Origin of the sequence: Bowmanella denitrificans (genome assembly GCF_002887595.1) — a bacterium.
In the GTDB taxonomy this organism is placed as follows: Bacteria; Pseudomonadota; Gammaproteobacteria; order Enterobacterales; family Alteromonadaceae; genus Bowmanella; species Bowmanella denitrificans.
On sequence record NZ_PEBU01000009.1, the window covers coordinates 162,334 to 186,760 of the forward strand.

The following is a 24,427-nucleotide window of genomic DNA, read 5'->3' on the forward strand; positions in this document are numbered from 1 at the left end:
TATCGAACGAGCCGTACGCCATGATACTTCGATACGCTATATTGATATCTGCGCTATTCAGTCTGTCGCTACAGGCCGCCAGGCTGGATGTCAGCTTAAAAACCAGTGACGATTCCGTGCTGCCTGGCACCGTGGTTTATCTGACCTCTGCGCAACCCCTTCCCCCGGTTGCAGAAGGGGCTACAGCGGAGATGGATCAGGTCAACAAGCAATTTAAGCCGCATATTCTGGTGGTACAGAAAGGCACGCAGATTCGCTTTCCCAATTCCGATTCCATTCAGCATCATGTTTATTCCTTTTCGCCAGCTAAAACCTTTGAACTAAAGCTATATAAAGATCATCACCCCGCCCCTCTGCCCTTTGACAAAGCGGGGCAGGTGGAACTAGGCTGCAATGTACATGACTGGATGCTTGGCTACATTATGGTGGTGGATACCCCCTACTTTACCCAGCTAAACAAGCAGGGCCAGGCCAGTCTGGACGTACCAGCAGGTGATTACACGCTGCATATTCGACACCCGCGCATTCAGGATGACGCCGCCAGCCTGGACCAGGCTGTCACCATCAAGGGCAACCAACAGGTGCAACTGCGCCTTAAACAGCCGCTTTTACCCGGTGCCGATGACTTTGAAGATCAGGACGAGTTTTCCGGCTATGAATAACCTCAGCAAATGGCTTCCCGACAGCTCATTGCGCACCCGCATGCTGCTGGTGTTTTTGCTGATCCTGGCGGTGATTGTGGTGGTCACAATAGTGACAGTGCAGCAAGCCACCTATCGCCATTCCACCGGCCAAGTGTTGGCCCATGCCAAAACCTCGGCCATGGTGGTACAAGACAAAATTCTGAATCAAAGCCGTCAGCTACAGGCAGCTCTAGACACCCTGGGCAAAGATTTCAGTACTAAACAACTGATTGCCAGTGGCAGCGAGGACCCGGCTTCGTTGGTCTCCGCTTTGGGTAATCATCAACGACGTATCAATGCCGATTTAAGCTGGGTACAGAATAACCAACAGCAGATTCTGGCAACAACGGCATCCTTTATCACATCCCCCCTGCCACCCGAATTAGCCAGTAGCAGCAATATCAGTTGGTTTCGATTAGGCAGCGATTACTACCTGGTTCAGGCAGTGCCAGTTCGCTATGTGGAAAGTAGCCCGACCATCAACGCCTGGTGGTTTGCGGCAATTAATGCCAGACGTTTTATCAGTGAGGAACTGGTCACTTTGACCGATATGCAGATCAGCTTGTTTTCGCCCGATGGACAACTGCTGGACAGCACTCTGGATGAAGAACTGAAAAACGGCCTCAGCACTGGGCAACTGCAATGGGACAGCGGTCTCAACCTGGTCAATCTGGGCCAGGGCAAACACCTTGATGAGTATATTTACGCATCATTCAATATCGGTGAGCAGCCGCTTAGTCTCAGGCTGTTACTGGCCAGCCCGGCTGACAATGCTTATCTTTCGTACAACAGTCTGTTGGTACAGCTTATTTTGTTATTGGCCATTGCCGGTCTGCTGGCACTGCTCGCTGCAGTGATCATCTCCAACGGCATTACCCGCCCGCTGACCAGGCTGGTGCAGGTCACGAATAAAATCAGTCGCGGCCAATATGTGGAAACCGTGCCAGAGTCCTCAACCTCAGAGATTGCGTCTTTGTCTGTGGCCATTCAGGACATGCAACAAGGTATTAAACAACGTGAACTGGAAATTCAGCAACTGGCTTATTTCGATGCCCTGACCGGGTTACCTAACCGTAACCAGTTTATTGACCATTTACAGCAACTTATTCATAACGGCCAGACCAATGCCGCGGTGCTGATGATGGATCTGGACAGGTTTAAAGACATTAACGATACCCTTGGCCATGTGACCGGTGACCAACTTCTGCAACTTATCGCAGAGCGGCTGGCAAACCTGCAATTAAGTAACCTGTTTCCAGCCAGGCTGGGTGGCGATGAGTTTGGTCTTATCTGGCTGTGTCAGGACTCATCGGCGCTTACGCCGTTACTGGAGGCGGTGGAACAGCTTTTTGAACAGCCTTTTATGCTGAAAACTCTGCGTATGGAACTGGATGCCAGCATTGGTGTGGCACGTTTTCCTGAAGATGGCCAGGACCCGGCCAGCCTGCTGCAATGTGCGGATATTGCCATGTACAGTTGTAAAGGTAAGCACCAGGGTCATGCCGTATACAAAGCGGAGTTGAACAAATATTCGGTGCAGCGCTTGAGCCTGATGTCGGAATTACGTGGCGCTCTGGGTGAAGGGCAGTTACAGCTCTATTATCAACCTAAGCTGGATCTGGCACACAACAAAGTGGTGGGTGCAGAGTGCCTGGTCAGATGGATTCATCCCATCCATGGCTTTATTCCACCGGACCAGTTTATTCCCCTGGCCGAGCAAACCGGTGCTATCCGCGAACTCACCCATTGGGCGTTGCGCAGTGCCTTAGTACAGCAGCAGCAATGGCAGGAACAAGGCTATACATTGAATCTGGCGGTGAATATCTCGCCGTTGGATTTAGTTGATATGAAGCTACCTGATGTCTTAAGTGAGCTCGCTGACATATTGCAGCAACCGCAATTGAATCTGACCCTGGAGGTGACAGAAAGCGCCGTAATGAGTGATCCAAGCACTGCTATTGATGTGCTGGAAAAGTTGCGGTCGATGGATTTAGTTCTGTCTATTGACGATTTCGGTACGGGTTATTCTTCCATGGCACAACTGAAGAAAATGCCGGTGCAGGAACTGAAGATAGACAAGGCCTTTGTGCTGGATCTAGCCAGTAATGCAGACGATCAGGTAATGGTCAGAACCTTTATCAGCCTGGCCAGACACCTGGGACTGGATACCGTGGCCGAAGGTGTGGAAGATGCGAAAACGCTGAGCCTGCTCAGGCAAATGGGCTGCACTAAAGCACAAGGTTATTATTTAAGTAAACCACTGCCAGCCAATGCGTTTTTCCAATGGTTGCAGGAATACCAGCACAAGGAGACACGGGTTTGCGAGGATGGTTAGCCCTGCTGACAGTTGCGTCCGGCCTGAGCCAAGGTGCTGAAATATCCGGCCTGCTGCAGGTTAACCTGCTGGCCGCTGACAACCTGGATAGTTACCAGCAATATGGTACCAGCATATTACGCGAAGACCACAGCGGTATTCACCTTCAGCAGGCGTTAGTGCGGGTTGAGCAGGATCTGGTCAGCGGCTTTTCTGTGGATCTGGTGGCAAATCTGCATGGCGACGGCGAGCAGCATGTCGGTCTTAGTCAGATGCAGCTTATCTATAAACCTCTGATGCCTTCGCAAACTAAGTTTAAGGGCCGGGCTGGCTTCTTTTATCCGGATATGTCACTGGAAAACCCCGAGCTGGGCTGGCTATCGCCGTATCAGTATACCCAAAGCGCGATTAATTCCTGGCTAGGTGAGGAACTGCGCATCCCAGGTGTAGAGTTTTCCCTCTATTCTCCCGGTCGCCAGCGTCATAGTCCCTGGTCATGGGAAGTCAATATGGGCGCATTTCGCGGTAATGACCCTTTAGGCACCCTGCTTAGCTGGCGGGGCTTTGCTTTGCATGACAGGCAGACTTTGCACCAGGACCGCATCGCCTTTGCCCCATATCCATCAGTGGTGGATCCTGGTCGCACCAATCACCCCGATTGGGTGGAACCTTTTCATGAAATTGACGGGCGCACCGGTTACTACGCCGGTGTGCATCTGGATTATTATCAGCACAGTAACCTGCGCTATTACTATTATGACAATAATGCCGATCCACTGGCCGCCAATGATCAGCGCCTGTATGCCTGGCACACCCGTTTTCACTCACTGGCGCTGTCTCATCGCTTTGGCAATGACACGCGCATTATCGGCCAGTGGCTGAAGGGCGACACAGAAATGGGCACCCGTTGGGTGTTTGTCAATTTCGACGCCTGGTATCTGCTGCTGAGCCATAAATGGACCGAACATCGATTCAGCTTAAGGCTGGACAGTTTCAAAGCCAGAGAAGACGATAAGTGGGCCTGGGACCCAAATAACAGCGACGGGCGCGCCCTGACCCTAACCTGGCGTTACGACCTCAGTCCTCACTGGCAGGTGGGACTGGAACATCATGTCAACCGCAATACCGCAGCCAATCGCCCTACTCTGGGCCAGACCGCTAAACAGAATCAACAGCAGAGTCTGGCCGTGGTGCAATATCGCTGGTAAACCAGTTCAGCACCGCACCAGGCAACATCACATTAACAAAACTGCTGACATTTGCAGCGAACGCGCCGACATCTATCGCTTAGTTACAGGAAAACTAAGACAAATACCTTATTATCCCCCGCCCTGATTCCGTATGATCAGGCTGTAATCCTTTCCTCTGGCTGTAACTAAAGAGACAAGATGACTTTTAATAAAACTTTACTAGCAAGCAGTGTTGCCCTTCTTTCTTTTAATTCTTTCGGCGCCGCCTTCCAATTGGCCGAACAAAGCGCATCCGGCTTAGGACGCGCCTTTGCCGGTGAAGCCGCTATCGCCGAAGATGCCTCAGTAGTGGCGCGTAACCCGGCCCTGATGTCGGTGTTTACCAACAACCAAATGAGCCTGATGGCCACTTATGTTAACCCGGATGTCAGCCTTAAGGGCACCGGCGCGCCGCCTTATGCCGATGCCAGCCAACTAAATAACGACAGCATTGCGCCTACCGCCATTGTACCGGCAGGCTATCTGGTGATGCCGATCAATGAGCAGTTTGCCTTCGGTTTTGGCGCATTTTCCAACTTTGGTTTGTCTACCGAGTTTGCCGATGACTACGCCGCCGGACAACTGGCAGGTAAAACCGAAATCGTCACGGTCAATATGAATACCAGCCTGTCGTACAAACTCAACGAACAATTCGCCATTGGCGCTGGGATTAACTATGTGTATGCCGATGCCAAAATTATCCGCCATTTGGGCACTACGCCATTACCGGTGCCGGCACAAACCGAAGCGGTACACCTGGAAGGCGACGACTACGGATTTGGCTGGAACCTGGGGGTAAGTTATCAAAGCGCACCAGGGCACAGATTCGGCCTGCATTATCGCAGTGAAACCGATATTAAATTCGCGGGTGAATACAGCAACCAGTTACCTGCCCAGCTTGGTGGCCTGGCCGGGCAAAGCCTGCCTGGTTCGGTGGACATCAGCCTGCCGGCCATGGCTGAGTTTTCCGGCACCCATCAACTGGATAAGCAGGTAGCCCTGCACTACAGCGTGATGTGGACCCAGTGGAGCAGTTTCGACAAACTGGAAGCCTTTGTACCTGGCCGCGACACGCCGGTTTTCCATAAGCAAGAGAATTTCTCAAACTCCTGGCGCTACGCCATCGGCGCTGACTACCAGTTGAATGCCGACACCAAATTGCGGCTGGGCATCGCTTACGACGAAACCCCGGCGGATGAAAACCATATGTCCATCTCCATTCCTGACACCAATCGTCTGTGGCTGAGCGCTGGCGCCAAACATCAATTCAGCGCGACCTCGTCACTGGATGTAGGAGCAAGCATTCTACGCGGCGTGAACCGTCGTTTCAGCGAAGCCGACAGCCTGGGCGAATGGCAGTTTGAATCTGAAGGCAACGCTTATCTGTTTGCCGTACAGTACAACCTAGTATTCTGATAAGCCTCTTAGAGAAATTAAAAACCGACCTGTGATGGTCGGTTTTTTGTTAACAAAACGCCCGTACTATATGAGGTACGGCGCGGTGCTGTTTGGACAGGCGGATATGGTCGCGTACCCGATCAGCGGGATAGCCGAACAGGCCGAAGCGATTACCTTTGTTGTGACTGATCACCACCACGTGGTCCGGCACTTTCTGGATGCAACCGGAAAACGGGTCAAGAACAGGGATTTGATAAGGTTCCAATTGGATAATGCCCATGCGCTTTCCGTCAATATAGGAATAACGGTCAAACACCGGCTTATCCAATATGGCATAAACGGCAAATTTGGGGATCTGGACGCAGCGGCCTTGCCACTCCAATTCCACTAGCTGCAAAGTATCAAACAGAGACAGGATACTTTCGGGTAACTTGTTGGCGTACATAGCTTCCCCCCAATAATGTTGTAGTCAGTTCGTCGTCGCTTTTCTCTCTCAGGTAAATAAAAATAAGGAATAAACAATTCTGACTATAGTCGGTTATGGCAATTTAATCTAAAAGTTAAGATAAAAATCCCGGCACAGCTGTCGGTATGCCTGACTATAAGCACCATCTGCCTGATGTATACAAAGGTTTTCGATCATTGGCTGCGACTCTTTAGCCGCCAGTTCCACCAGCATGCGCACCGGTGCTTTATCAGGCTGGCTTTGCAACAGCAGGCAGCGCTGCAACAATAGTCCTGCTGTTTTGCCAAGTTCAATCAGCGTTTCAGCTGGCTCAACCGGCAAAACATAGGCGAAACGCCCCTGCCAGGTCAGCAATCCGGCCACCGCCGCTATTAGCACCGAATGTTCAAGCTCACTTGTATGTCTGGCCTGTTGTCTTTGCCGGGCAAACTGTTGACCGTGGGGGAAGTAAGGGGGATTGCTGATAATCAAATCATAGTGTTTGTGCTGTTGCAATTGCTGCAATGGCCGCTGTTCAAACACCAACTTATGCGGCCAGGGGCTGAGCCTGGCATTGTCCCGGGCTTGCGTGATTGCGTTGTGGTCTATATCTATGCCCAGAATCTGTACTTCGTTGTGGGATTTTTGCGCCATCATCAGCGCCAGCAAGCCACTGCCGGTGCCGATATCCAGAATAGTTTGGGCTTTGTCAGGGTTCACCCAACTGCCCAGCACAATACTGTCGGTACCCACTTTCATAGCACACTGGTCATGGGCGACAAAAAACTGCTTAAAGGCAAAGCCGGGGCGACGCTCAGGCAAAATACTGTAACTCCATCATCTGGCTAATCAACGCTTGTCCAACCAGTCCACTGGCCCCGAGAACCAGCGCAGTAAACGCTTTTGTTTGTGTCACAATGTACCTGCCGAACAAGAATCAATAGAATAGCCTGCGCAATGACCGCCCAGGGCATCAGGCGGCTCTATTAAATCAGGATACAGATAAAAATGAAAAGATTAGCCACCCTACTCGGACTGGCGCTAAGCGTCAGCAGTGTTGGGCTGTCAGCGGAACAGCTCAGTATAGAACGTATATTCTCTTCCCCATCTTTGGATGGCGGTGCGCCGGTTAAACTGAAGATTTCGCCCGATGGCAGCCGGGTGACCTTCCTTAAAGGCAAAGAATCTGACTATGAACGCTACGATTTGTGGGAATACCATATTGAAAGTGGCACTACCCGCCTATTGTTTGATTCCGACCAACTGCACAGTGGCCCAGAAGAATTGTCAGATGAAGAAAAAGCCCGACGCGAGCGTTTGCGTCTGCATGGCAGTGGCATCGTAGACTATCAATGGTCAGATGATGGCAAAGCCTTGCTGTTTCCGCTGGCCGGTGATGTGTTTTATTACCGGCTGGGCGACAAGCAGGCCAAGCGCTTGCTGGAAACGCCGGAGTTTGAAACCGATATCCGCTTTTCACCGAAAGCCAATTACATCAGCTTTGTGCGTGAACAAAACCTGTATGTGCTGAATATCAAAAGCGGTGAGGAACATGCCCTGACCACCGACGGTAAAGGCCCCATCAAGTATGGGATGGCCGAGTTTGTAGCCCAGGAAGAAATGGGCCGTATGACCGGCTACTGGTGGTCACCGGATGAAAGCCAGATTGCTTACACCCGAATTGATGAATCGCCGGTTGAGGAAATCACCCGCAGCGAAATTTACGCCGACTCCATCAAAATGATTACCCAACGTTATCCAAGTACCGGCACAGCCAATGCCAAAGTCGCGCTGGCGGTGGCCAGTCTCAACGACAAACAGCCGCATTGGCTGGATTTGGGGGATAACCAGGATATTTATCTGGCCCGAGTGCGGTGGATGCGGGATAGCCGCAATCTGACCTATCAATGGCAGAGCCGTAACCAGCAAAGTCTGCAGCTTCGCCAGGTCAATACCGACAATTGGGCACAAAAAACCTTATTGGAAGAAACCGCCGACACCTGGGTCAATCTGCAGGATGATCTGACCTTCCTGAAGCACAGCCCCAGATTTATCTGGCCTTCTGAACGGGACGGCTTTAAACATCTGTACTTGTATAACAATGACGGCAAGCTGGTGCGTCAGCTCACCAAAGGCAATTGGGTGGTGGATGACATTGCGGCGGTAGATGAAACCAATAAGCTGGTGTACTTCACCGGACGCAAAGACACGCCATTAGAAAAACACTTATACAAGGTCAGTCTGGAGGGCGGCGAAGTCAGCCGGGTGAGTCAACGCGGTGGTTTCCATGGCGTCAGCTTTGACAAAAAGGCCCAGGTCTATGTAGACCGATTCTCCACCATTAACACCCCGCCACAAGTCAGTCTGCATAAAGCTGACGGCAGCCGTCTGGCCTGGTTGGAAGAAAATGCCATAGATGAAAACCATCCCCTTGCCGCCTACCAGACGCAGTGGATAAAGCCCAGTTTTGGCAGTTTTACCACCGACGAAGGCGTGGAACTGTACTACCGTCTTTATACCCCCAAAAAGCTGCAGGATAAGCATCCGGCTATTGTTTATTTATATGGCGGCCCGCACGCTCAGGTGGTCACCAATAGTTGGGCAGGTAGCCGGGGGCTGATGTTCCAATATTGGGTGAATAAAGGCTACGTGGTATTCAGTCTGGATAATCGAGGCTCCAATTACCGGGGTAAGGCATTTGAAGACGCCATTTACCGTAATATGGGTGATGTGGAAGTGCGTGATCAGGTAGAGGGGGTGAAATTCTTACGCCAATTGCCGTTCGTCGATGCCAGCCGTATTGGCGTACACGGCCACAGCTATGGTGGTTATATGACCCTGATGAGCATGTTCAAGGCCGGCGACTATTTCCAGGCTGGCGTGTCTGGCGCACCGGTCACCGACTGGCTGTTGTACGATACGCACTATACCGAGCGTTATATGGACCACCCCGACCATAACAGTGATGGCTATAAAAAATCCTCAGTGTTTCCTTACGCTAAGGACCTAAAAGGGGATTTACTGATTTACCACGGTATGGCCGACGACAATGTACTGTTTACCCATAGCACCAGGTTGTACAAAACCTTGCAGGATCTGGCCATTCCTTTTGAAGTGATGGACTATCCGGGCAAAAAGCACGGTATTCGTGGCAAGCAGACCCAAATTCACTTAAACCGCACTATTACTGGCTTCTTTGACCACCATTTGGGCAAAAACCTTTAATCTAAGGGCGGGGAAAGGCGGTATGCCTTTTCCCGCTGCTCTCAACTGCATGGCCAGTGGCGCTCAGCCCGATGCGCTCATTCCGACTGTTACGCTTTGCTGTTTTTGCATAAAGCTAACCAGCTCTTCTATCCCCATTGGCATTGCCAGTAAGTAGCCCTGCGCCTCCTGACAGCCGCAAGCTGTCAGACATTGCAATTGTTCCTGGGTTTCCACACCTTCGGCCACCACACTGATACCAAAGCCCTTGGCCATGGCTGCCACGGCCTCGACAATGGCAATAGTGCGTGGCTGCTGCATCAGGTCGCGGATAAAAGCGCGGTCGATTTTAACCTCATCTATAGGCAATTCTTTTAGCATCATCAGCGACGAATAGCCTGTGCCAAAATCATCAATGGAAAAGCGTAACCCCTGTTGCTTCAGGCGTGCCAGTTGCATCACGCTGGCTTTTAAGTCTGTCAGGGCTGCTGTTTCAGTAATTTCCAGTTGCAAGTAAGGTAGTAACGGTGAGGCCTTGTCCAGTTCCAGCTGCAATGCATCCATCAGCGCAGGATTATTAAACTCTAACGCTGAGATATTCACCGACACCCTGGGTAGCCCCTGCCCCAGCAAGTTATAAGATGTCAGATCCAGACAAGCTTGCCGCACAACAAAAGCGGTCAGTGCGGAAATCAGGTTATGCCGCTCTGCCAATTGGATAAAGTGTTGCGGTGAAATCCAGCCCTGCTGCGGATGGCGCCATCTTAACAGGACCTCACAGCCACTGATTTTACCACCTGGTACATGGAACTGTGGTTGATAAACCAACGAAAGACTTTTATTTTCAATGGCCTGACGTAAATCAGCAAGCAGGTTCTGGCGTGCCTGTTCGGCTTCTGACAAGGCACGGTTGAATAAACGAATACTGTCTGGCCCCTCTTCTCTGGCGCAAGCCAAAGAGGCAGAGGACGCCAGCAGCAGTGCGCGGGCATTGTCACCGTCATCCGGCCCCAGAGCCACACCAATGCAACAACTAACATCAAGATTCAGCCCTGCTGCCACATCCGCAAAATAGCCGTTTAAGCTGAGCGCATACTGTTCCCAGTTTTGATTCTGCGCCCTGACCTTGCGTGCCACCACAAACTGGTCTGCCCCCAGTCTGGCCAGTAACGTATCGGCCTGGTAGCAAGCCCTTAATCTGTCCGCCAATGCGCGTAACAAAGCATCGGCTCCGCGATACCCCAGCGCCTGATTGAGGGCTTTGAAATTATCGATATCCAGATGTAGCAATAATACCTTTTCGCCGCCGCTACGGGCTGATTTGAGCATATCTTTCAGGTAGGTGATAAATTGGTGATGCCGGTAAAGGTTTGTTAATGGGTCGCGCTGATCGAGCCGCTCAAAGCGTTTTAACGCCAGTCGAATCAGCCAGTACAGCAGCAGGGCATTGACCGCCACATAAAACCAGCCTTTGTAAGTTTGCAGTTGGGTGAGCAACTGGGTATCTGGCACCGCGCGCTGCAAAGCCAAGTCAGAAAATAATATCCAACTGGCGCCCAGAATCAGGTACGCAAGAGCAATAAACGCCGCCACACGCGACGCCTTTTTGATGGTAACAAATGACAAGGAGCGGATCGCCTTGGCCCTAGTTAAACATCCAGTTGGCCAGACTACGCTGTATGCCCACTGCGGTATTCTTTTTCAGTTCCTTTTTGATCGGCTCTGCGCTACCGGAGATCCAGATCTGCAGTTCTGCATCCATATCAAAATGGCCGGCGGTTTCTACCTTAAACTGGGTAATAGCGCGGTAAGGAATAGAGTGGTACTCCACTTTTCTGCCTGTCATACCCTGCTTATCAATCAGCAGCAATCGCTTATTAGTAAATACATACATATCCCGGATCAACTTATAAACCCGGTCAATCTGTTCAGTATCGGCCAGAATGGGTGCCAGCTCTTCGGCGACCTCACTCTTATCCACTTCCGCAGCATTGCCCAGCAGGGCATCCAGAAATCCCATCCAGTATCCCTTTTAACGTTATGTTCCCTAAGTAATATCAGAGATACGTGGCAATGACCAGATTCAGACTGTGAGGAGCTGTTTATCTTTTATGCCGGATCTAAGATGCCAAAGCAGAAAACTCCCTCAGTAAGCTGTGTAGCGGTGCAGGCTTACCCAAGGCAAATCCCTGACCATAACCAATGCCTAATCCGGCCAGTGCCTGGCGGGTTTCCTGGTCTGAGACGAACTCGGCAACGGTCAGCTTACCCATACTGGTGGCAATTTCGTGAATGGCTTTGACCGTGGCGTAGTCACTGCGATCCCGGCACATATTACGTACAAAGGAACCGTCAATTTTTACATAGTCAACAGCCATGTTTTTCAGGTAAGTAAAGGAACTCATCCCTGCGCCAAAATCATCCAGTGCGAAGCGGCACCCCAGATCACGCAGTACATCGATAAAACGGCTGGCGGCGGCCAGGTTAGTCACCGCTGCTGTCTCAGTGATTTCAAAACAGATTTTTTCCGGCGGTACCGACGAATGTTTAAGGCGCAGCACAATCTTATCCAGAAACTCGTCATTGCCCAGGGTCATGCCGGATAGGTTAATCGCGCACTTATCCAGCACATCAAGGTGGGCCGGATGTTGCTCCAGCGCGTTGATAGTCTGGTTAAAAACCCATTCATCCAGTTTATTCATTAAGCCGTAGCGCTCGGCCACCGGAATAAAGATACCCGGATTAAGGTATTCGCCCTGCTCGCTGAGCATGCGCACCAGAATTTCATAGTGACGGCCACAGGCGGGTTGGTTAAGCGGTTCAATGACTTGATAAAATAGTTCAAAGCGATCCCCCAGCAGGGCCTTTTGAATTTCGTTCACCCACTCCAGCTCGCTTTGCTGATAGTTCAGTTGCTGATCGCTTTCGTCAAATACGTGGTAGCGGTTGCGGCCCAGATTTTTGGCACTGTAACAGGCGTGATCAGCGGCCTTAATCAGTTCTGTGCTGCTGATGGTGCCAGCCGTTATTTCGGCCACGCCAATACTGGCACCAATATGAAAGACCTTATCTTCCCAGACAAAACGAAAACCGCGAATGGCATTCAGCATCTTACCAAGCTTATCCAACACTTCATTTACGGCGCAATCAGCGTATACCAGACAGAATTCATCGCCTCCAACTCTGGCCAGAATATCGGCAGATTTCAAAGAAGTAGCGAGCAGATTCGCCACCTGCCGGAGCAATTCATCCCCCGCCTGATGACCACAAGAATCGTTTACCAGTTTAAACTGGTCCATATCGATGTAGCACAGCGTCGATACCGACTTTTGTTCACGCACCAAGGCCAGACGCTCTTTTAGCAACCGATCAAAGGCGTAACGATTGTACAGGCCGGTAAGCTGATCGTGATTCGCCTGATAATACACCTGCTGCTGCAAGGCTAAATCTGCGGTGACATCCCTGCCAATACCTTCAATGGCAATAAGCTTGTGTTCATGGTCGAACACCGGCGAATCACGATACTCAATATGCCGAATTTCACCATTTTTATTGAAGTACTCCACAACATAGGGATCAGGACGCTGGCCGCTGTGCAGTTGCTCACGAATCTGCTCGATGTTCCCGGGGTTGCGTTTGACGCAGTGTCGGTAGTTCAGTTTAAAATATTCCGGACTATAGCCAAGAATGTCCTGCACGCTGCTACTGACATAATTAATCCGCCCAGCCAGGTCGTGGGAATAAACAAAGTGGCCATTCAAACCATCCACCAGTCGGCGGAACTTCTCTTCGGACTCTTTTAAGGCCTGCTGATTCAAACGTCGGGCGGTGATATCACGAATGGTGACGGCGATACCATTACCGGCTTTGACAATTTGAATCTTGATCCACTGGGCCAGAATCAAATCACTGGAGGTTTCCAGATATTGTTCGTGGGCTTTACCGGTTAGGCACACCTGAATACAAAGTGGCAACAGCTCAGCATGCCCCAGGGCTTGAAGCTGCTGCGACAAGGTAGATTGCACCAGATACGGAGAATCGGTGACAAAGATCTTTCGCGCGACCTGATTAGATTCGACCAGTTCAAAATCAATAATGTCTTTGTGAGCGTCCTGCACAGCCTGCAGCACTAAAATAGCATCAAGGGACGATTCACTGGCCGCTTTGTAACGCTCCTGCGACTGATTGAGCTTAAACGCACTGCGCAGCTGACGGCGTAGAAAAATACTGATGACCAGCGACATCAATACGCCGATGGCCATAACAATACGACCGATTTCAAAACCGCCACGATTACCCTGCAGTTTCAGCAGCCACTGGCGACCGGCAAATTGCAGTTGCTGCTCTATGATAGGTTCACTCTGGTGCAGTACACCATTGGCCATCAGGCGATGTTCGCCATCCTGTAACGTCAGACTGAAGTCAGAGCCGATCAGCTCGCCCACCATAACAGCCAGAGTGGCCTCAAGATCAAAGCTGGCGGCCACAAAGCCATAACTGGGGTCATAAGGATTAATCGCGCGCCCGACCACAGCGACATAACGCCCCTTATCGTTGCGTATCAGCGCATTGACAAAATCCACGACGGGTGTTTTACCCAACTCTAATCCCAGGTCGGACAAAGGACGGTACAGCAGGCGGGAGCGATCTGCGCCTTTGATATTCCATTGCACCAGTTGCTGTTCATCGGCCCAGACAATATCGTCAAAGCCCGGCAGGACATGTTGCATGGTCACTGCATGGGCATTAAACCAATCGGTTGGATTAGGGTGATTTTCCGGCCAGGTGATCATCAGATCTTTCAGGGCCCGCTGGCGGTCTGCAGAGAAGACTTCAATACTGTTTGCCACTTGCTGGGCAACCACTTTGGCTTTGGCTGCCAGACGTCTCTGCTCCTGGTTTTCCAGGTACAGGCTAAACAGGCTGAAAATCAGGCACAGAATCAGAAACAGGGCAAAAGGTAACCCGTTAACCCTGTCCAAAGGCTTAAACCGCATAACCTCTGAATCTACGAAGGCGTTAAAGGCGCAGTCTAGCCCGCTTTGATGACAGTATTATGACCTCAGGGCACTTTGTAACCGCGCGCGGCTTCCAGCAAACTAAACCATTGCTGACGGGTCAGACTGATAGACAAGGAGGCCGCTTGGGTACGCACTCTGTCAATATTGCCACTGCCAATGATTGGCATAATCTGACCGGGTATGCTCAGCACAAACACCATTAATATCTGATCGAGACTGGCGCCGGACTCCTCAGCTATCGCCCCAGCACAATCCCTTAGCGCCTTATACTGAAAATCGTGAAATACCCCGCCGCCGCCCAGGCAGGACCAGGCCATAGGTTTAACACTGTGCTGCTGAAGGAAATCCAGGTTGCCGTCGAACAAATAGTCCGTGTGTACCGCGCTGATTTCCAGTTGATTGGTCACTAGGGGGAAATCCAGTCTGGATTGCAGCAATGCGAATTTACTGGCACTGAAGTTAGACACGCCGAAGTGTTTGACCTTACCGGCCGCTCTTAATCTGACAAAGGCTTCTGCCACCGCATCGGCATCCATCAGCGGATCGGGACGATGGATCAGCAATACATCCAGATACTCTACCGCCAGCTCCTTTAGCGAGCGTTCTGCCGCCGCCACGATGTAGTCGGTGTCATTGTTGTAATGCACCACCCTGACATCGGGCTGTTTGTCACAGGGGAACAAAATACCGCATTTGGACACCACCTCAATTTTATCTCTTAGTCCCGGTGCCAGCTTAAGGGCCTGGCCAAATAAGGCCTCCTGGGTAAAAGCACCATATACATCCGCATGATCGGTTGTGGTGATGCCCAGTTCCAGGCCCTGCTCTACAAAGCGGACAATGTCCTGTGCATGCATATTCCAGTCGGTCAGTCGCCAGTAGCCTTGCACCATGCGGGAGAAACTCAGTTCATTCTTAACCAGTTCTACACGTTGCATATTTGTTCCCCTGCAGCCTGATGGCTTCAATCTTTAGTCCAACCATTGCGGCATGGTAGCAGAATGCCAATGTGCTGGGCTATATGCATCAACCCTGGATTGATAAACCAGTTGCACCACTCCCGTAGCCATTATTCCCCACCACTTTCACCAGCAAAGATGCTAAAGTCCGGCTTCGCCATACGAGGAGCTAACATGCCACTGCCAACCTTCGACGATGTGCTTGCCGCGTCACAGCGTATTAAGCCTCATGTGCACCGCACCCCCATACTGAATTCCAGCCTGCTCGACAGTTGGCTGGGCCACAGGGTGTATTTCAAAGTAGAAGCCCTGCAGCGAATTGGAGCCTTTAAACTGCGCGGTGCCATTAATGTGCTGAGCTGGCTAAAAGAGCAGAACCAACTTCCGCAACAGATTGTCGCCAACAGCTCCGGTAACCATGCCCAGGCGGTGGCCTATGCCGCGGCACAGTTTGATATTCCTGCCACGATTTACAGCACCAAAACGGTTTCCAGGGTCAAAGCTGCAGCAACCCGTTTCTATGGTGCAGAACTGGCCTTATTTGATACCCGGGTTGAAGCAGATGCTGCGGTGCAGGAGGCAGCTAAACAACCTGGAACCTTGTGGATCCCACCCTTCAACCATGCGCAAATTATTGCCGGCCAAGGTACAGCCGCCCTGGAAGCCCTGCAGGATCTAAAGCAGGTAGATGGTGTGTTTGCCCCGGTGGGCGGTGGTGGTTTGATGTCTGGTACATTATTAGCCTGCCGTGCACTGTGCCCCGACGCTCAGGTTATAGGGGCAGAGCCGCTGGCAGCCAATGATGCCGCCAATTCGTTGCGGGCCGGGAAAATTGTCGCCCTGCCTGGACCGGCCAATACCCTTGCCGATGGTGCGGCCACGCCTTCTGTCGGCGATCTCACCTTCCCTTTCTTACAACAGCTGGATGACTTCTACGAGGTAGACGAAGCCCAGATAGCGTATTGGACACAATGGCTGCAACATCTGTTGAAAATTCATGTGGAACCCACCAGCGCCATGAGCATGGCTGCGGTGGCCAGTTGGCTGCAGGAACAAGACAAACCCAGTACGGCACTGGTGATTCTATCCGGTGGCAACATTGACCAAAGCCGAATGCAGGAGATTTGGCAGACCGATTATCTCAGTCAGCCACCGATCCTAAGCGAATAACAAGGGTTGGTTGTTATAAGGCTTCATGTTAAAAATAAGTAAAAACGGAATTAGCCCTATGACAATCCGCCCCATCTGGTTTGCGACAGTACTCACTTTCAGCTTGTCACTGCAAGCCACCCCCACCGCTATTACGCAAGTAAACGGCTACCACATCACGCCAATGCAGGGCCTAGAACGCTTCGACACCCTGGTATTTGACGAGGGCAAAGTGCTGGCAACAGGCGATGCCGACCTGTTACTTCGCTACCCACAGGCAAACGTTGTTAATGCTAAGGGTAAAACGCTGCTACCGGGTCTTATTGACGCCCACGGTCACCTGTTAGGCCTGGGCGAAAACTTACTGCAGGTTGATTTGCGCGGAATTGGCAGCGCCAGGGACTCGGTGGCCAAAGTCAGTCAGTACTTTGCCCAAAACGCCAAACTTGACTGGGTGATAGGCCGGGGCTGGAATCAGGTGCTGTGGCCAGATAAGCAGTTCCCTACTGCCGCGATGCTGGACGAGTTTATCCCCGACACCCCGGTGTGGCTGGAGCGAATTGATGGTCATGCCGCCTGGGTTAACAGTAAAGCGTTGGCTCTTGCCGGCATCAATAAAGATACCCTGGACCCACCTGGTGGGCAGATTATCCGGGATAGCCTGGGCCAGCCAACCGGCCTTTTGATAGATAACGCCATGTCTTTAGTGGCCGAGCGTTTGCCCAAAGCCAATCACAATAAAATGCAATCCGCCCTGACAGCGGCCTCTGCGCACTTATTGTCACTGGGTATCACCAGTATCCATGATGCAGGTATCGACAAAGCCACCTATGACTTTTATAAAGCCCAGGCACAGCATGGTAAATTAGCCATTCGCATCTACGCCATGCTCTCTGCCAGTGATACCGAACTGGCCACAATGCTAAAGCAGGGCCGTTACCATGACGCACAAGATAAGCTTTGGGTACAAAGCGTTAAAGCCTACGCTGACGGTGCGCTGGGTAGCCGGGGTGCGGCGATGCTGGCTCCCTATAGTGACGACAAACACAATAACGGCCTATTGCTGACCCCGGAAGATAGACTGCCAGAGCTATTTGACCTGGTATTAAACGCCGGATTTCAGCTCAATGTGCACGCCATAGGCGATCGAGGCAACCGCCTGGTACTGGATAATTTCGCCAGTGCCTATACCAGGGTTGGAGGCCGGAATTTGCGCAATCGAATAGAGCACGCGCAGGTTGTCAGCCTCGAGGATATTCCTCGCTTTAAGACCCTGAATATTATCGCCTCGATGCAACCGGTACATGCCACCAGCGACATGAATATGGCCGAAGACCGTATAGGTAAAGAAAGACTGCAAGGTGCCTATGCCTGGCAAACCTTCTTAAAACAGGGCACGGTATTGGCTGCGGGGTCGGATTTCCCGGTGGAGCTGGCCAATCCCTTCCATGGCTTGCATGCCGCCGTGACCCGCCAGGATCATCAGGGCAGGCCCCCACAAGGCTGGCACGCCGAAGAAGCGCTAAGCATAGAGCAAGCCCTGCGCGCTTTCACTCTGGATGGCGCTTTTGCTGCGCATCAGGAAGACATTCTGGGTAACCTGCAGCCGGGTAAATGGGCGGATTTCATTCTGATTGACAGGGATATTTTTCAGGCGCCAGCTACTGAGTTATGGCAAACAAAGGTATTACAAACCTGGGTGGCCGGTGAGATGCGTTATAAATCTGCACCTTAAGTGTGACTAGCAGGCGTCACTTCGCCAATAATTCAGAAATGTTAGCCTGAGTCATGCCGGGTAGACTGAAAGCCTGACCACTTGTCAAAGTGACGCTGCATTGCCCGTTATCGTCTGAGCTTAAGGCACTGATTCTATCCTTGCGCACCAGCCAGGTCTTATCAAGGCGGATAAACATATGATGTTGCAACTGAGATGTGACATCGGATAACGAATCCAGATGCAACATTGAGCTACCATCACATAAATACAGTTTTGCATAGTCCGCCGTCATTTCAATGGCGTCCAGCCGCTCTGTTTCCAGGATACTGAGCCGTCGCTTCTCCCTGATCACCACCTTGCTGTTTAAGCCATTCGTCTTATGCTCGGCAATATGCGCTACCACCCGGCCAATCTCCTGGCAATCTACATACTGCGCATCTTGCAAACGCTGCCAGGCGCGCCTCAAGGCTCGGTAAAAGCGTTCATCATCATAGGGCTTGAGCAGATAATCCACCGCACTCAGTTCAAATGCGTTGATAGCATATCGATCATAGGCGGTAACAAATACAATGACACAATTGTCGCCGAACCTTTCGGCCAATCGAATACCATCCAAACCTGGCATCTGAATGTCCAGAAACACCAGTTGGCACTGATGTTCTTCAAACAATGCCAGCGCCTGATGGCCGTCGGCCGCTTCGAAAACCGCCTCAATTCCAGCCTGATTCTGCAACAACAAGCGGATGGACTGACGGGCCAGACTTTCATCATCGGCAATTAATACCTTGATCACGATGTCGTCTCCGCAGGTAGCTCCAGTACAGTTTGAAAATAACCATTTTCCAATGGTTTAAGTTCCAGCCGAAACCGCTGGCCGAACATTTTGCTGAGCCTGTCCCGGCAGTTTTTTATGCCTATCCCAAAACCGTTGTGCTCATCCTGTCGCGGCACTTTGTTGATCAGTTGAATACATAGAGTTGTGTTGTCTTTGTGAATACTCAGTGATAACAAATTTTTGTCAGATTCTAACTGTGAACCATGTTGTACTGCGTTTTCAACCAGCGGTTGCAAAATCATAAAAGGCACATTTAACGCCAAGCAATCCTCTGCTACCTGAATTGACGTTTCCAGTTTGTGTTCAAAGCGCATCTTCTGAATAGTTAGATAACTTTGTATAAACTCCATCTCCTGCGTCAGACTAATCATTTGATTTTGTTGATTTTCCAGGACTTTTCTAAGCATTAAACCCAATTCACTCAGGGCCAGTATGGCTTTGTTTTTTTCATTCAAACGAATCAGACTGGCAACGGTATTGAGTGTATTAAACAGAAAATGCGGATTTAACTGTGACTTGAGCGCTTGCAATTCCAGTTGATACAACTGTCTCAACAGGCTTTCATTCCTGGCTTCTTCACTTTTAACCCGTTGATAGTACTGCATAACGAATCCTAAGCTGACAATGGCCGAAAAGATAATGAAATCCAGATGCCAGGCCCCCCGTCGAAGCAATATAGCAAAGGCCTGTTCAATCTCTTCAAGCCCAAAACCGCCAATTTCCACAAAAGCCAGCATCGGTGTGGCCAGAAACACAAATAAGCAAAGTGTCACCAACCATAGCGCGCTTAACCAGGCAGCTCTGAGCACCCAAGTTCTTACATTTTGTGTTGAGATTAATTTGGTCGCGGCAATGATCAGTGGAGACAAAAAAGCCCAGGGGATCCACCACGGCAGGTAGTACAGCCAGACTTGCCCCCATTCGGAATGTTTTCCCGAATCCACCATACTGCGAAAGCTGAGATCAGCAGAGTAGGTGTTCATTAACAGCCAGAAAACCAGTCCGGACAACCAAAAGCGCCAACCGGGCACTTGCCGTAAAAAAAGTGCGAGCATTCAATGATACAAAAAGAGGACATCAGAGGGGATTATTCACCGGGCAAGGGGTGAAAAGCAAATCTGCCCGGTCAATCCAACAGCTCGGCGAGCTTATGCTTATTTCGTCTGGAAAGGGTCAGTTCCTGTCCCCCACTTAAAATGACGGTATAGTCACCTTTCTCATTAGGTCGAAGCTCTACAATTCTGTCCTGACGAACAATACAGGAACGGTGAATACGGATAAAAAGCTCCGGGTCCAACTGCTTTTCCAGGCTGGTCAGGGTTTCCCGGTGCAGCAATTGCTTGCCGTCTTTAAGATGAACTTCAGCATAATTTCCAGCCCCCAGAAAATAGTCTACAGACTCAACATCGACCAGACGAATTCTGCCCGGATCACGAATCACCAAACGCGATTTATAGCTTGATATCTTTGGAACATTAGGCATGTTCATCAATCTATGAAAATAGCTCAGTTGTCTGTTAGCCAGCTTCTCTCTGGCTTTATCCAACGCCAGATAGAAACGTTCATCATCATAAGGCTTAAGCAGATAATCCGTGGCATTGGCTTCAAATGCTTGCACAGCAAACTCGTCATAAGCCGTAACAAACACAATAACACAGCGCCCACCCAACCGCTCTGCCAGCTCCAGTCCATTGATTCCTGGGATCTTGATATCAAGAAACAGGATGTCCGGAGATTCCTGTTCAAAAAGCTCCAGTGCATGAATGCCGTCTGCGGATTCCAAAATCCGGCTAAAATCACCTTGCTGCTGAAGTAAGAAAATAATGGCTTGCCGGGCCAATGGCTCATCATCAACCACCATTACTTTTGTCATGACAGCCTCCTTTCCATACAACCGTCCTTATGGATATCGCCTCAACCTGTCGCCCCTCAATACCGATTCATCTTCCTACCAGCAACTATCCGGCACTGGCAGATATTCTCATTGCCGGTTATCAGCGCCCTAAAGGAGCGGCGACAACCAAGCGACAAGCACACTCCTTCAGATAAACAAACGAAGATAATTGAAAGGCATCGATAAATTCGTCGCGATTATTTCTCATTCCTACTTAGCATTGCAACTACTGACATAGTAACTAAATGCGTCAAAAGAGACGCCAACCGAACAATTCTTACGAAACTTTCACAATCGCCTAGCGCACAGGATTTTGCGACCAAATACAGATACGTTTAATTCATCCCTGATAACCCACCTTTCATCACCGGAAACCCGACAACAACGTATCACTGCTATCCGATTTATCGCCCTCCACCTAGCTTATGGTCAGATACCGGGGCACTACCCGTGCTCCTTGCTATCTGAAAAATAAAAAAAGTAACAATATGTTAATAGGGAGAAACACATGCAAAAGAGGCTATTAGCCAGGTCTGTAAGCCTGGCGCTAACCTTAGGCGCTACCTCGGGAATGTTGTCAACTCAGGCATTGGCTCAGGAAGGCAATACGGCAGAACAAGCAGTAGAAAAGATTTCAGTCACCGGCTCCCGTATCCGCAACCCGGATATGATTGCCAATAGTCCAATGCTAACAGTCGACAGCGACGAAATCGGCAGCCGAGCAGACATCACACTCGACACATTCTTAAACACCTTACCGCAGGTTAACCCCGCAGGCGGCACAACCTCCAATAACCCAGGCAATAATGGTCAGTCCAATATTGACCTGCGTGGTCTGGGCTCCAACCGAAACCTGGTATTGGTAGACGGACGCCGGGTCATGGTATCTGCATCAGATATGACAGTGGACTTAAACACGATTCCAGCGGCCATGATCGACAGTATTGAGATTATTACCGGTGGTGCTGGTGCGGCCTATGGTGCAGATGCCGTTTCCGGCGCGGTCAACCTGAAGCTGAAAGATGACTTTGAAGGCTTCCAGTTTGATATCAATCACTCCAATCATATGGAAGAGAAAGATGCTGAAGAGTATGGCTTTTCAACTCTGTTAGGAGCCAATTTTGAGGATGGTCGTGGTAATGCCATTATCGCATTTGACTATTCAAAACGTGAGGGCATGATTAAGTCACAACGTCCCTTCTCAGCCAATGCGACTTCCACCACCACCTTCTTCCCAGAAGGTATCTACAGCGTTGGCGGCAATGCCCCGAGTCAAGCTGCTATAGATTCAGTTTTTGCTCAATACGGCGTAGCCGCTGGAGCGGTACCCGCGGGCCAAAATATCATTGGTTTTAATACCGACGGTTCACTATTCTCAGCCGGTATATTTAACCAGCCCTATAATGTGGAGAACTGGCGCTATCCGGTAGATTTAGGTGTAAACAGTCGTTTGTTCCCAGACCGTTACAGCTATAACTTTGATGCGGTGAACATTCTGGTACTGCCGCTGGAGCGAAAAACCTTCTCCACCAAGTTTGATTATCAGGTGACAGATTCAACTGAAATTTTTGCGACTGCAGGTTGGACGAACTATAACTCTAAAGCTGCGCTGGCACCTACCCCATTCCCTACCGTAGAGATTCAAGGGGTGAATGGCACAGATCCTGCTGCAGCCATATCTAAATATGTCGAACCTAACAGTGTGATTGGCTTCCAGTTAATCGTCCCTACCACCAACCCTTTTATTCCCGATGACTTTAGGACATTGTTGAATTCAAGGACGGGGGATAATCCAGATTTGGTTGGTTCGGGTGCTAATGAAGCCTTCCAAATGCGCCAGCGTTCTTTATGGGGCGGCCTGAGAACCTCTGAATATGACAACACCGTAATTCAGTATACCTTAGGTGCCCGTGGCAGTTTCAATGACTTCTGGAGTTGGGAAGTCTATGGTATGCAAGGTAAAACTACCGTTAAGGAAAGCCAGACCGGTAACCTGGATACCCAGAAAGTGCAGAACCTGATTGAAGCCGCTGATGGCGGAGCCAGTATCTGTGATGGTGGCTACAATCCATTTGGTCGTAACGAAGTATCCCAGGCTTGTAAAGACTACATGACCATTGGTGCTTCGGTTGCCACCGAATATGATCAGCAAATTTTGCAGGGTTTTGTATCTGGTGATCTGTTTGAGACCCATGCAGGCATGGCCAGCCTGGTTGTAGGTTACGAAGTACGTAAATTTGAATATGACTTCGATCCAGGCTCTCTGAGTGGTCCGGTATCCGGTTTTAACACCCAGGATGCTGCAGGTGGTAAGAACCAGTTTAACGATATCTTCCTGGAAGCCTTCTTCCCATTAATTGACGGCATGCCATTCGCTGAATCTGTTGACCTGACATTGGGCTATCGTACCTCTAAGTCCAAATTTACCGATACGGTGAAGAAAATTGAGGGTGACTCTGACACCAATTCAGCTTATAAAGCCGAACTTAGCTGGGATATGGGCGATAATCTTCCCAGGTTGAGAGCGTCTTATCAGCGTGCGGTGCGGGCTCCTAACTTTGGTGAGTTGTTTGACGGCTCGGCGTCCAACCCGCAATTTTTTGATCCTTGCTCTGTTACCTCCGAGTTCAGAAAAGCAAACGGTGATGCTGGCACGGCGCTTTGTAAAGCCACAGGTGTAGCAGATCCCAGTATCTTTGTACAAACACCTGGCAGCCAGGTCTCTATCGGCATTACAGGTAACGCCGAACTTGCACCGGAGAAAGCTGATACCTTTACCTTGGGTGCGGTACATACCTTTGAAAATGGTCTGAGTATGTCTTTGGACTACTACAAGATCGATATCGACGATGCCATAATCGATGCCAACGTTAACCTGATTATTGCCGATTGCTATAACTTTTATGGCAATAACTCTGACCTGAGCGGCGACTATAAGTCCTGCCAGTTTATCCAGCGTTTTGGTGGTGGTGACATCTTAGGTATGGCCAACCCAGAGCCAGGCAGTGGCGGTGACTTACCTGGCATAAACTCCGGCTTTATCAAGACCTCAGGTTTTGACTTCCAGGCCGGTTATAACTTTGAGGCCAGTTGGCTGGGTGGTGCCAGTGTTAACATGAACCTGTATGTTAACCACATCATGGAATACAAGACCCAGGAGCTACCCTTCCTGCCGGCCATTGATTATGCCGATACCATCGCCTACTTTGGTGTAAATCTGGGACAATCCTTCCCAGCATGGAAAGCTAACTTCAATACTATGGTCAGCTTTGACGATTTCGATTTCGCTCTGCGTGGACGTTACATCGACGGTATGGACAACCGTCTGAATGCAGAAATGCCACTGGAAATTGAACCTACCGGTACAGATGCAGTGATGTACTGGGATACGTCATTAACCTACCATATGACAGAGAATCACAGTTTACGCTTGGGTATCAACAACCTGTTTGATCAAGAGCCCGAAACTTATGCGCCTAACGTTCAGTCAGGCACAGATCCGTCTCTGTATGACGTAGTGGGCAGACGTATCACTGTGTCTGCCAGCCTGAGGTTCTAAGGCTTAGACCTGCTATAAAT

General features: G+C 50.4%; 17 protein-coding genes. 8 read left to right on the top strand and 9 right to left on the bottom strand.

Annotation, left to right across the window (positions count from 1 at the left end; genetic code table 11):
* Window positions 1-20 precede the first annotated feature (20 nt).
* From CSR04_RS16790 to CSR04_RS16805, 4 genes are all read left to right on the top strand, one after another.
* Window positions 21-662 carry a methylamine utilization protein gene (locus CSR04_RS16790; protein WP_245921694.1) on the top strand — a complete coding sequence of 214 codons (642 nt, stop codon included), beginning with the start codon at window positions 21-23 and terminating at the stop codon, window positions 660-662.
* A complete protein-coding gene (locus CSR04_RS16795) occupies window positions 655-3,018 on the top strand; it encodes an EAL domain-containing protein (protein ID WP_245921696.1) in 2,364 nt (787 codons plus the stop codon). The genes CSR04_RS16790 and CSR04_RS16795 overlap by 8 nt, the downstream gene beginning before the upstream one ends.
* Window positions 3,003-4,205, top strand: coding sequence for a hypothetical protein (locus CSR04_RS16800; protein ID WP_245921698.1), 1,203 nt, complete (start codon window positions 3,003-3,005; stop codon window positions 4,203-4,205). The genes CSR04_RS16795 and CSR04_RS16800 overlap by 16 nt, the downstream gene beginning before the upstream one ends.
* 180 nt (window positions 4,206-4,385) lie before the next feature.
* A complete protein-coding gene (locus tag CSR04_RS16805; RefSeq protein ID WP_102797471.1) occupies window positions 4,386-5,642 on the top strand; it encodes an outer membrane protein transport protein in 1,257 nt (418 codons plus the stop codon).
* 49 nt (window positions 5,643-5,691) lie between these two features.
* Here the strand turns inward: CSR04_RS16805 and CSR04_RS16810 are convergent, their stop codons facing one another.
* On the bottom strand, window positions 5,692-6,069 hold the full coding sequence (locus CSR04_RS16810; protein WP_102797472.1) for a hypothetical protein: 378 nt from the start codon (window positions 6,067-6,069) through the stop codon (window positions 5,692-5,694).
* 108 nt (window positions 6,070-6,177) lie between these two features.
* Window positions 6,178-6,891, bottom strand: a complete 714-nt coding sequence (locus tag CSR04_RS16815; protein WP_102797473.1) for a tRNA1(Val) (adenine(37)-N6)-methyltransferase — start codon at window positions 6,889-6,891, stop codon at window positions 6,178-6,180.
* A 186-nt stretch (window positions 6,892-7,077) separates the two neighbouring features.
* On the opposite strand from CSR04_RS16815, the gene CSR04_RS16820 reads away from it, so the two are divergent.
* The gene (locus CSR04_RS16820; protein ID WP_102797474.1) at window positions 7,078-9,294 is read left to right on the top strand and encodes a S9 family peptidase; all 2,217 of its coding nucleotides are present in this window, start codon (window positions 7,078-7,080) and stop codon (window positions 9,292-9,294) included.
* Between the two features lie 63 nt (window positions 9,295-9,357).
* Here CSR04_RS16820 and CSR04_RS16825 read toward each other — a convergent pair whose 3' ends face one another.
* The 4 genes from CSR04_RS16825 to CSR04_RS16840 form a co-directional block, all read right to left on the bottom strand.
* Entirely contained in the window at window positions 9,358-10,899 is a 1,542-nt protein-coding gene (locus CSR04_RS16825; protein ID WP_102797475.1) for a putative bifunctional diguanylate cyclase/phosphodiesterase, read from the bottom strand.
* A gap of 19 nt (window positions 10,900-10,918) precedes the next feature.
* Window positions 10,919-11,293 carry a PH domain-containing protein gene (locus tag CSR04_RS16830; protein WP_102797476.1) on the bottom strand — a complete coding sequence of 125 codons (375 nt, stop codon included), beginning with the start codon at window positions 11,291-11,293 and terminating at the stop codon, window positions 10,919-10,921.
* Window positions 11,294-11,393: 100 nt separating this feature from the next.
* Window positions 11,394-14,270, bottom strand: a complete 2,877-nt coding sequence (locus CSR04_RS16835; protein WP_102797477.1) for an EAL domain-containing protein — start codon at window positions 14,268-14,270, stop codon at window positions 11,394-11,396.
* A gap of 65 nt (window positions 14,271-14,335) precedes the next feature.
* A complete protein-coding gene (locus CSR04_RS16840; RefSeq protein WP_102797478.1) occupies window positions 14,336-15,232 on the bottom strand; it encodes an aldo/keto reductase in 897 nt (298 codons plus the stop codon).
* Window positions 15,233-15,427: 195 nt separating this feature from the next.
* Here CSR04_RS16840 and CSR04_RS16845 point away from each other — a divergent pair, with 195 nt between their 5' ends.
* Together CSR04_RS16845 and CSR04_RS16850 are read left to right on the top strand one after the other, a co-directional pair.
* Window positions 15,428-16,423: a serine/threonine dehydratase gene (locus tag CSR04_RS16845; RefSeq protein ID WP_102797479.1), complete on the top strand. Its 996-nt coding sequence runs from the start codon at window positions 15,428-15,430 to the stop codon at window positions 16,421-16,423.
* Between the two features lie 58 nt (window positions 16,424-16,481).
* Window positions 16,482-18,137 carry an amidohydrolase gene (locus tag CSR04_RS16850; protein ID WP_102797480.1) on the top strand — a complete coding sequence of 552 codons (1,656 nt, stop codon included), beginning with the start codon at window positions 16,482-16,484 and terminating at the stop codon, window positions 18,135-18,137.
* A gap of 16 nt (window positions 18,138-18,153) precedes the next feature.
* Here CSR04_RS16850 and CSR04_RS16855 read toward each other — a convergent pair whose 3' ends face one another.
* From CSR04_RS16855 to CSR04_RS16865, 3 genes are all read right to left on the bottom strand, one after another.
* Window positions 18,154-18,912 (bottom strand): LytR/AlgR family response regulator transcription factor, encoded by a 759-nt coding sequence (locus CSR04_RS16855; RefSeq protein WP_102797481.1) that lies wholly within the window; start codon window positions 18,910-18,912, stop codon window positions 18,154-18,156.
* Window positions 18,909-19,937, bottom strand: coding sequence for a sensor histidine kinase (locus tag CSR04_RS16860; RefSeq protein ID WP_172449400.1), 1,029 nt, complete (start codon window positions 19,935-19,937; stop codon window positions 18,909-18,911). The genes CSR04_RS16855 and CSR04_RS16860 overlap by 4 nt, the downstream gene beginning before the upstream one ends.
* A 143-nt stretch (window positions 19,938-20,080) precedes the next feature.
* Window positions 20,081-20,827 carry a LytR/AlgR family response regulator transcription factor gene (locus CSR04_RS16865; RefSeq protein WP_102797483.1) on the bottom strand — a complete coding sequence of 249 codons (747 nt, stop codon included), beginning with the start codon at window positions 20,825-20,827 and terminating at the stop codon, window positions 20,081-20,083.
* A 529-nt stretch (window positions 20,828-21,356) separates the two neighbouring features.
* Between CSR04_RS16865 and CSR04_RS16870 the strand changes: the two genes are divergently transcribed.
* Entirely contained in the window at window positions 21,357-24,407 is a 3,051-nt protein-coding gene (locus tag CSR04_RS16870; protein ID WP_102797484.1) for a TonB-dependent receptor domain-containing protein, read from the top strand.
* The last annotated feature ends 20 nt before the right edge of the window (window positions 24,408-24,427 follow it).

Bases quoted from the DNA above. Each gene is read 5' to 3' on its own strand.
- CSR04_RS16790 (WP_245921694.1), top strand. From the start codon at position 21: ATGATACTTCGATACGCTATATTGATATCTGCGCTATTCAGTCTGTCG.
- CSR04_RS16795 (WP_245921696.1), top strand. From the start codon at position 655: ATGAATAACCTCAGCAAATGGCTTCCCGACAGCTCATTGCGCACCCGC.
- CSR04_RS16805 (WP_102797471.1), top strand. From the start codon at position 4,386: ATGACTTTTAATAAAACTTTACTAGCAAGCAGTGTTGCCCTTCTTTCT.
- CSR04_RS16810 (WP_102797472.1), bottom strand. From the start codon at position 6,069: ATGTACGCCAACAAGTTACCCGAAAGTATCCTGTCTCTGTTTGATACT.
- CSR04_RS16820 (WP_102797474.1), top strand. From the start codon at position 7,078: ATGAAAAGATTAGCCACCCTACTCGGACTGGCGCTAAGCGTCAGCAGT.
- CSR04_RS16830 (WP_102797476.1), bottom strand. From the start codon at position 11,293: ATGGGATTTCTGGATGCCCTGCTGGGCAATGCTGCGGAAGTGGATAAG.
- CSR04_RS16835 (WP_102797477.1), bottom strand. From the start codon at position 14,270: ATGCGGTTTAAGCCTTTGGACAGGGTTAACGGGTTACCTTTTGCCCTG.
- CSR04_RS16840 (WP_102797478.1), bottom strand. From the start codon at position 15,232: ATGCAACGTGTAGAACTGGTTAAGAATGAACTGAGTTTCTCCCGCATG.
- CSR04_RS16845 (WP_102797479.1), top strand. From the start codon at position 15,428: ATGCCACTGCCAACCTTCGACGATGTGCTTGCCGCGTCACAGCGTATT.
- CSR04_RS16850 (WP_102797480.1), top strand. From the start codon at position 16,482: ATGACAATCCGCCCCATCTGGTTTGCGACAGTACTCACTTTCAGCTTG.
- CSR04_RS16860 (WP_172449400.1), bottom strand. From the start codon at position 19,937: ATGAACACCTACTCTGCTGATCTCAGCTTTCGCAGTATGGTGGATTCG.
- CSR04_RS16865 (WP_102797483.1), bottom strand. From the start codon at position 20,827: ATGACAAAAGTAATGGTGGTTGATGATGAGCCATTGGCCCGGCAAGCC.
- CSR04_RS16870 (WP_102797484.1), top strand. From the start codon at position 21,357: ATGCAAAAGAGGCTATTAGCCAGGTCTGTAAGCCTGGCGCTAACCTTA.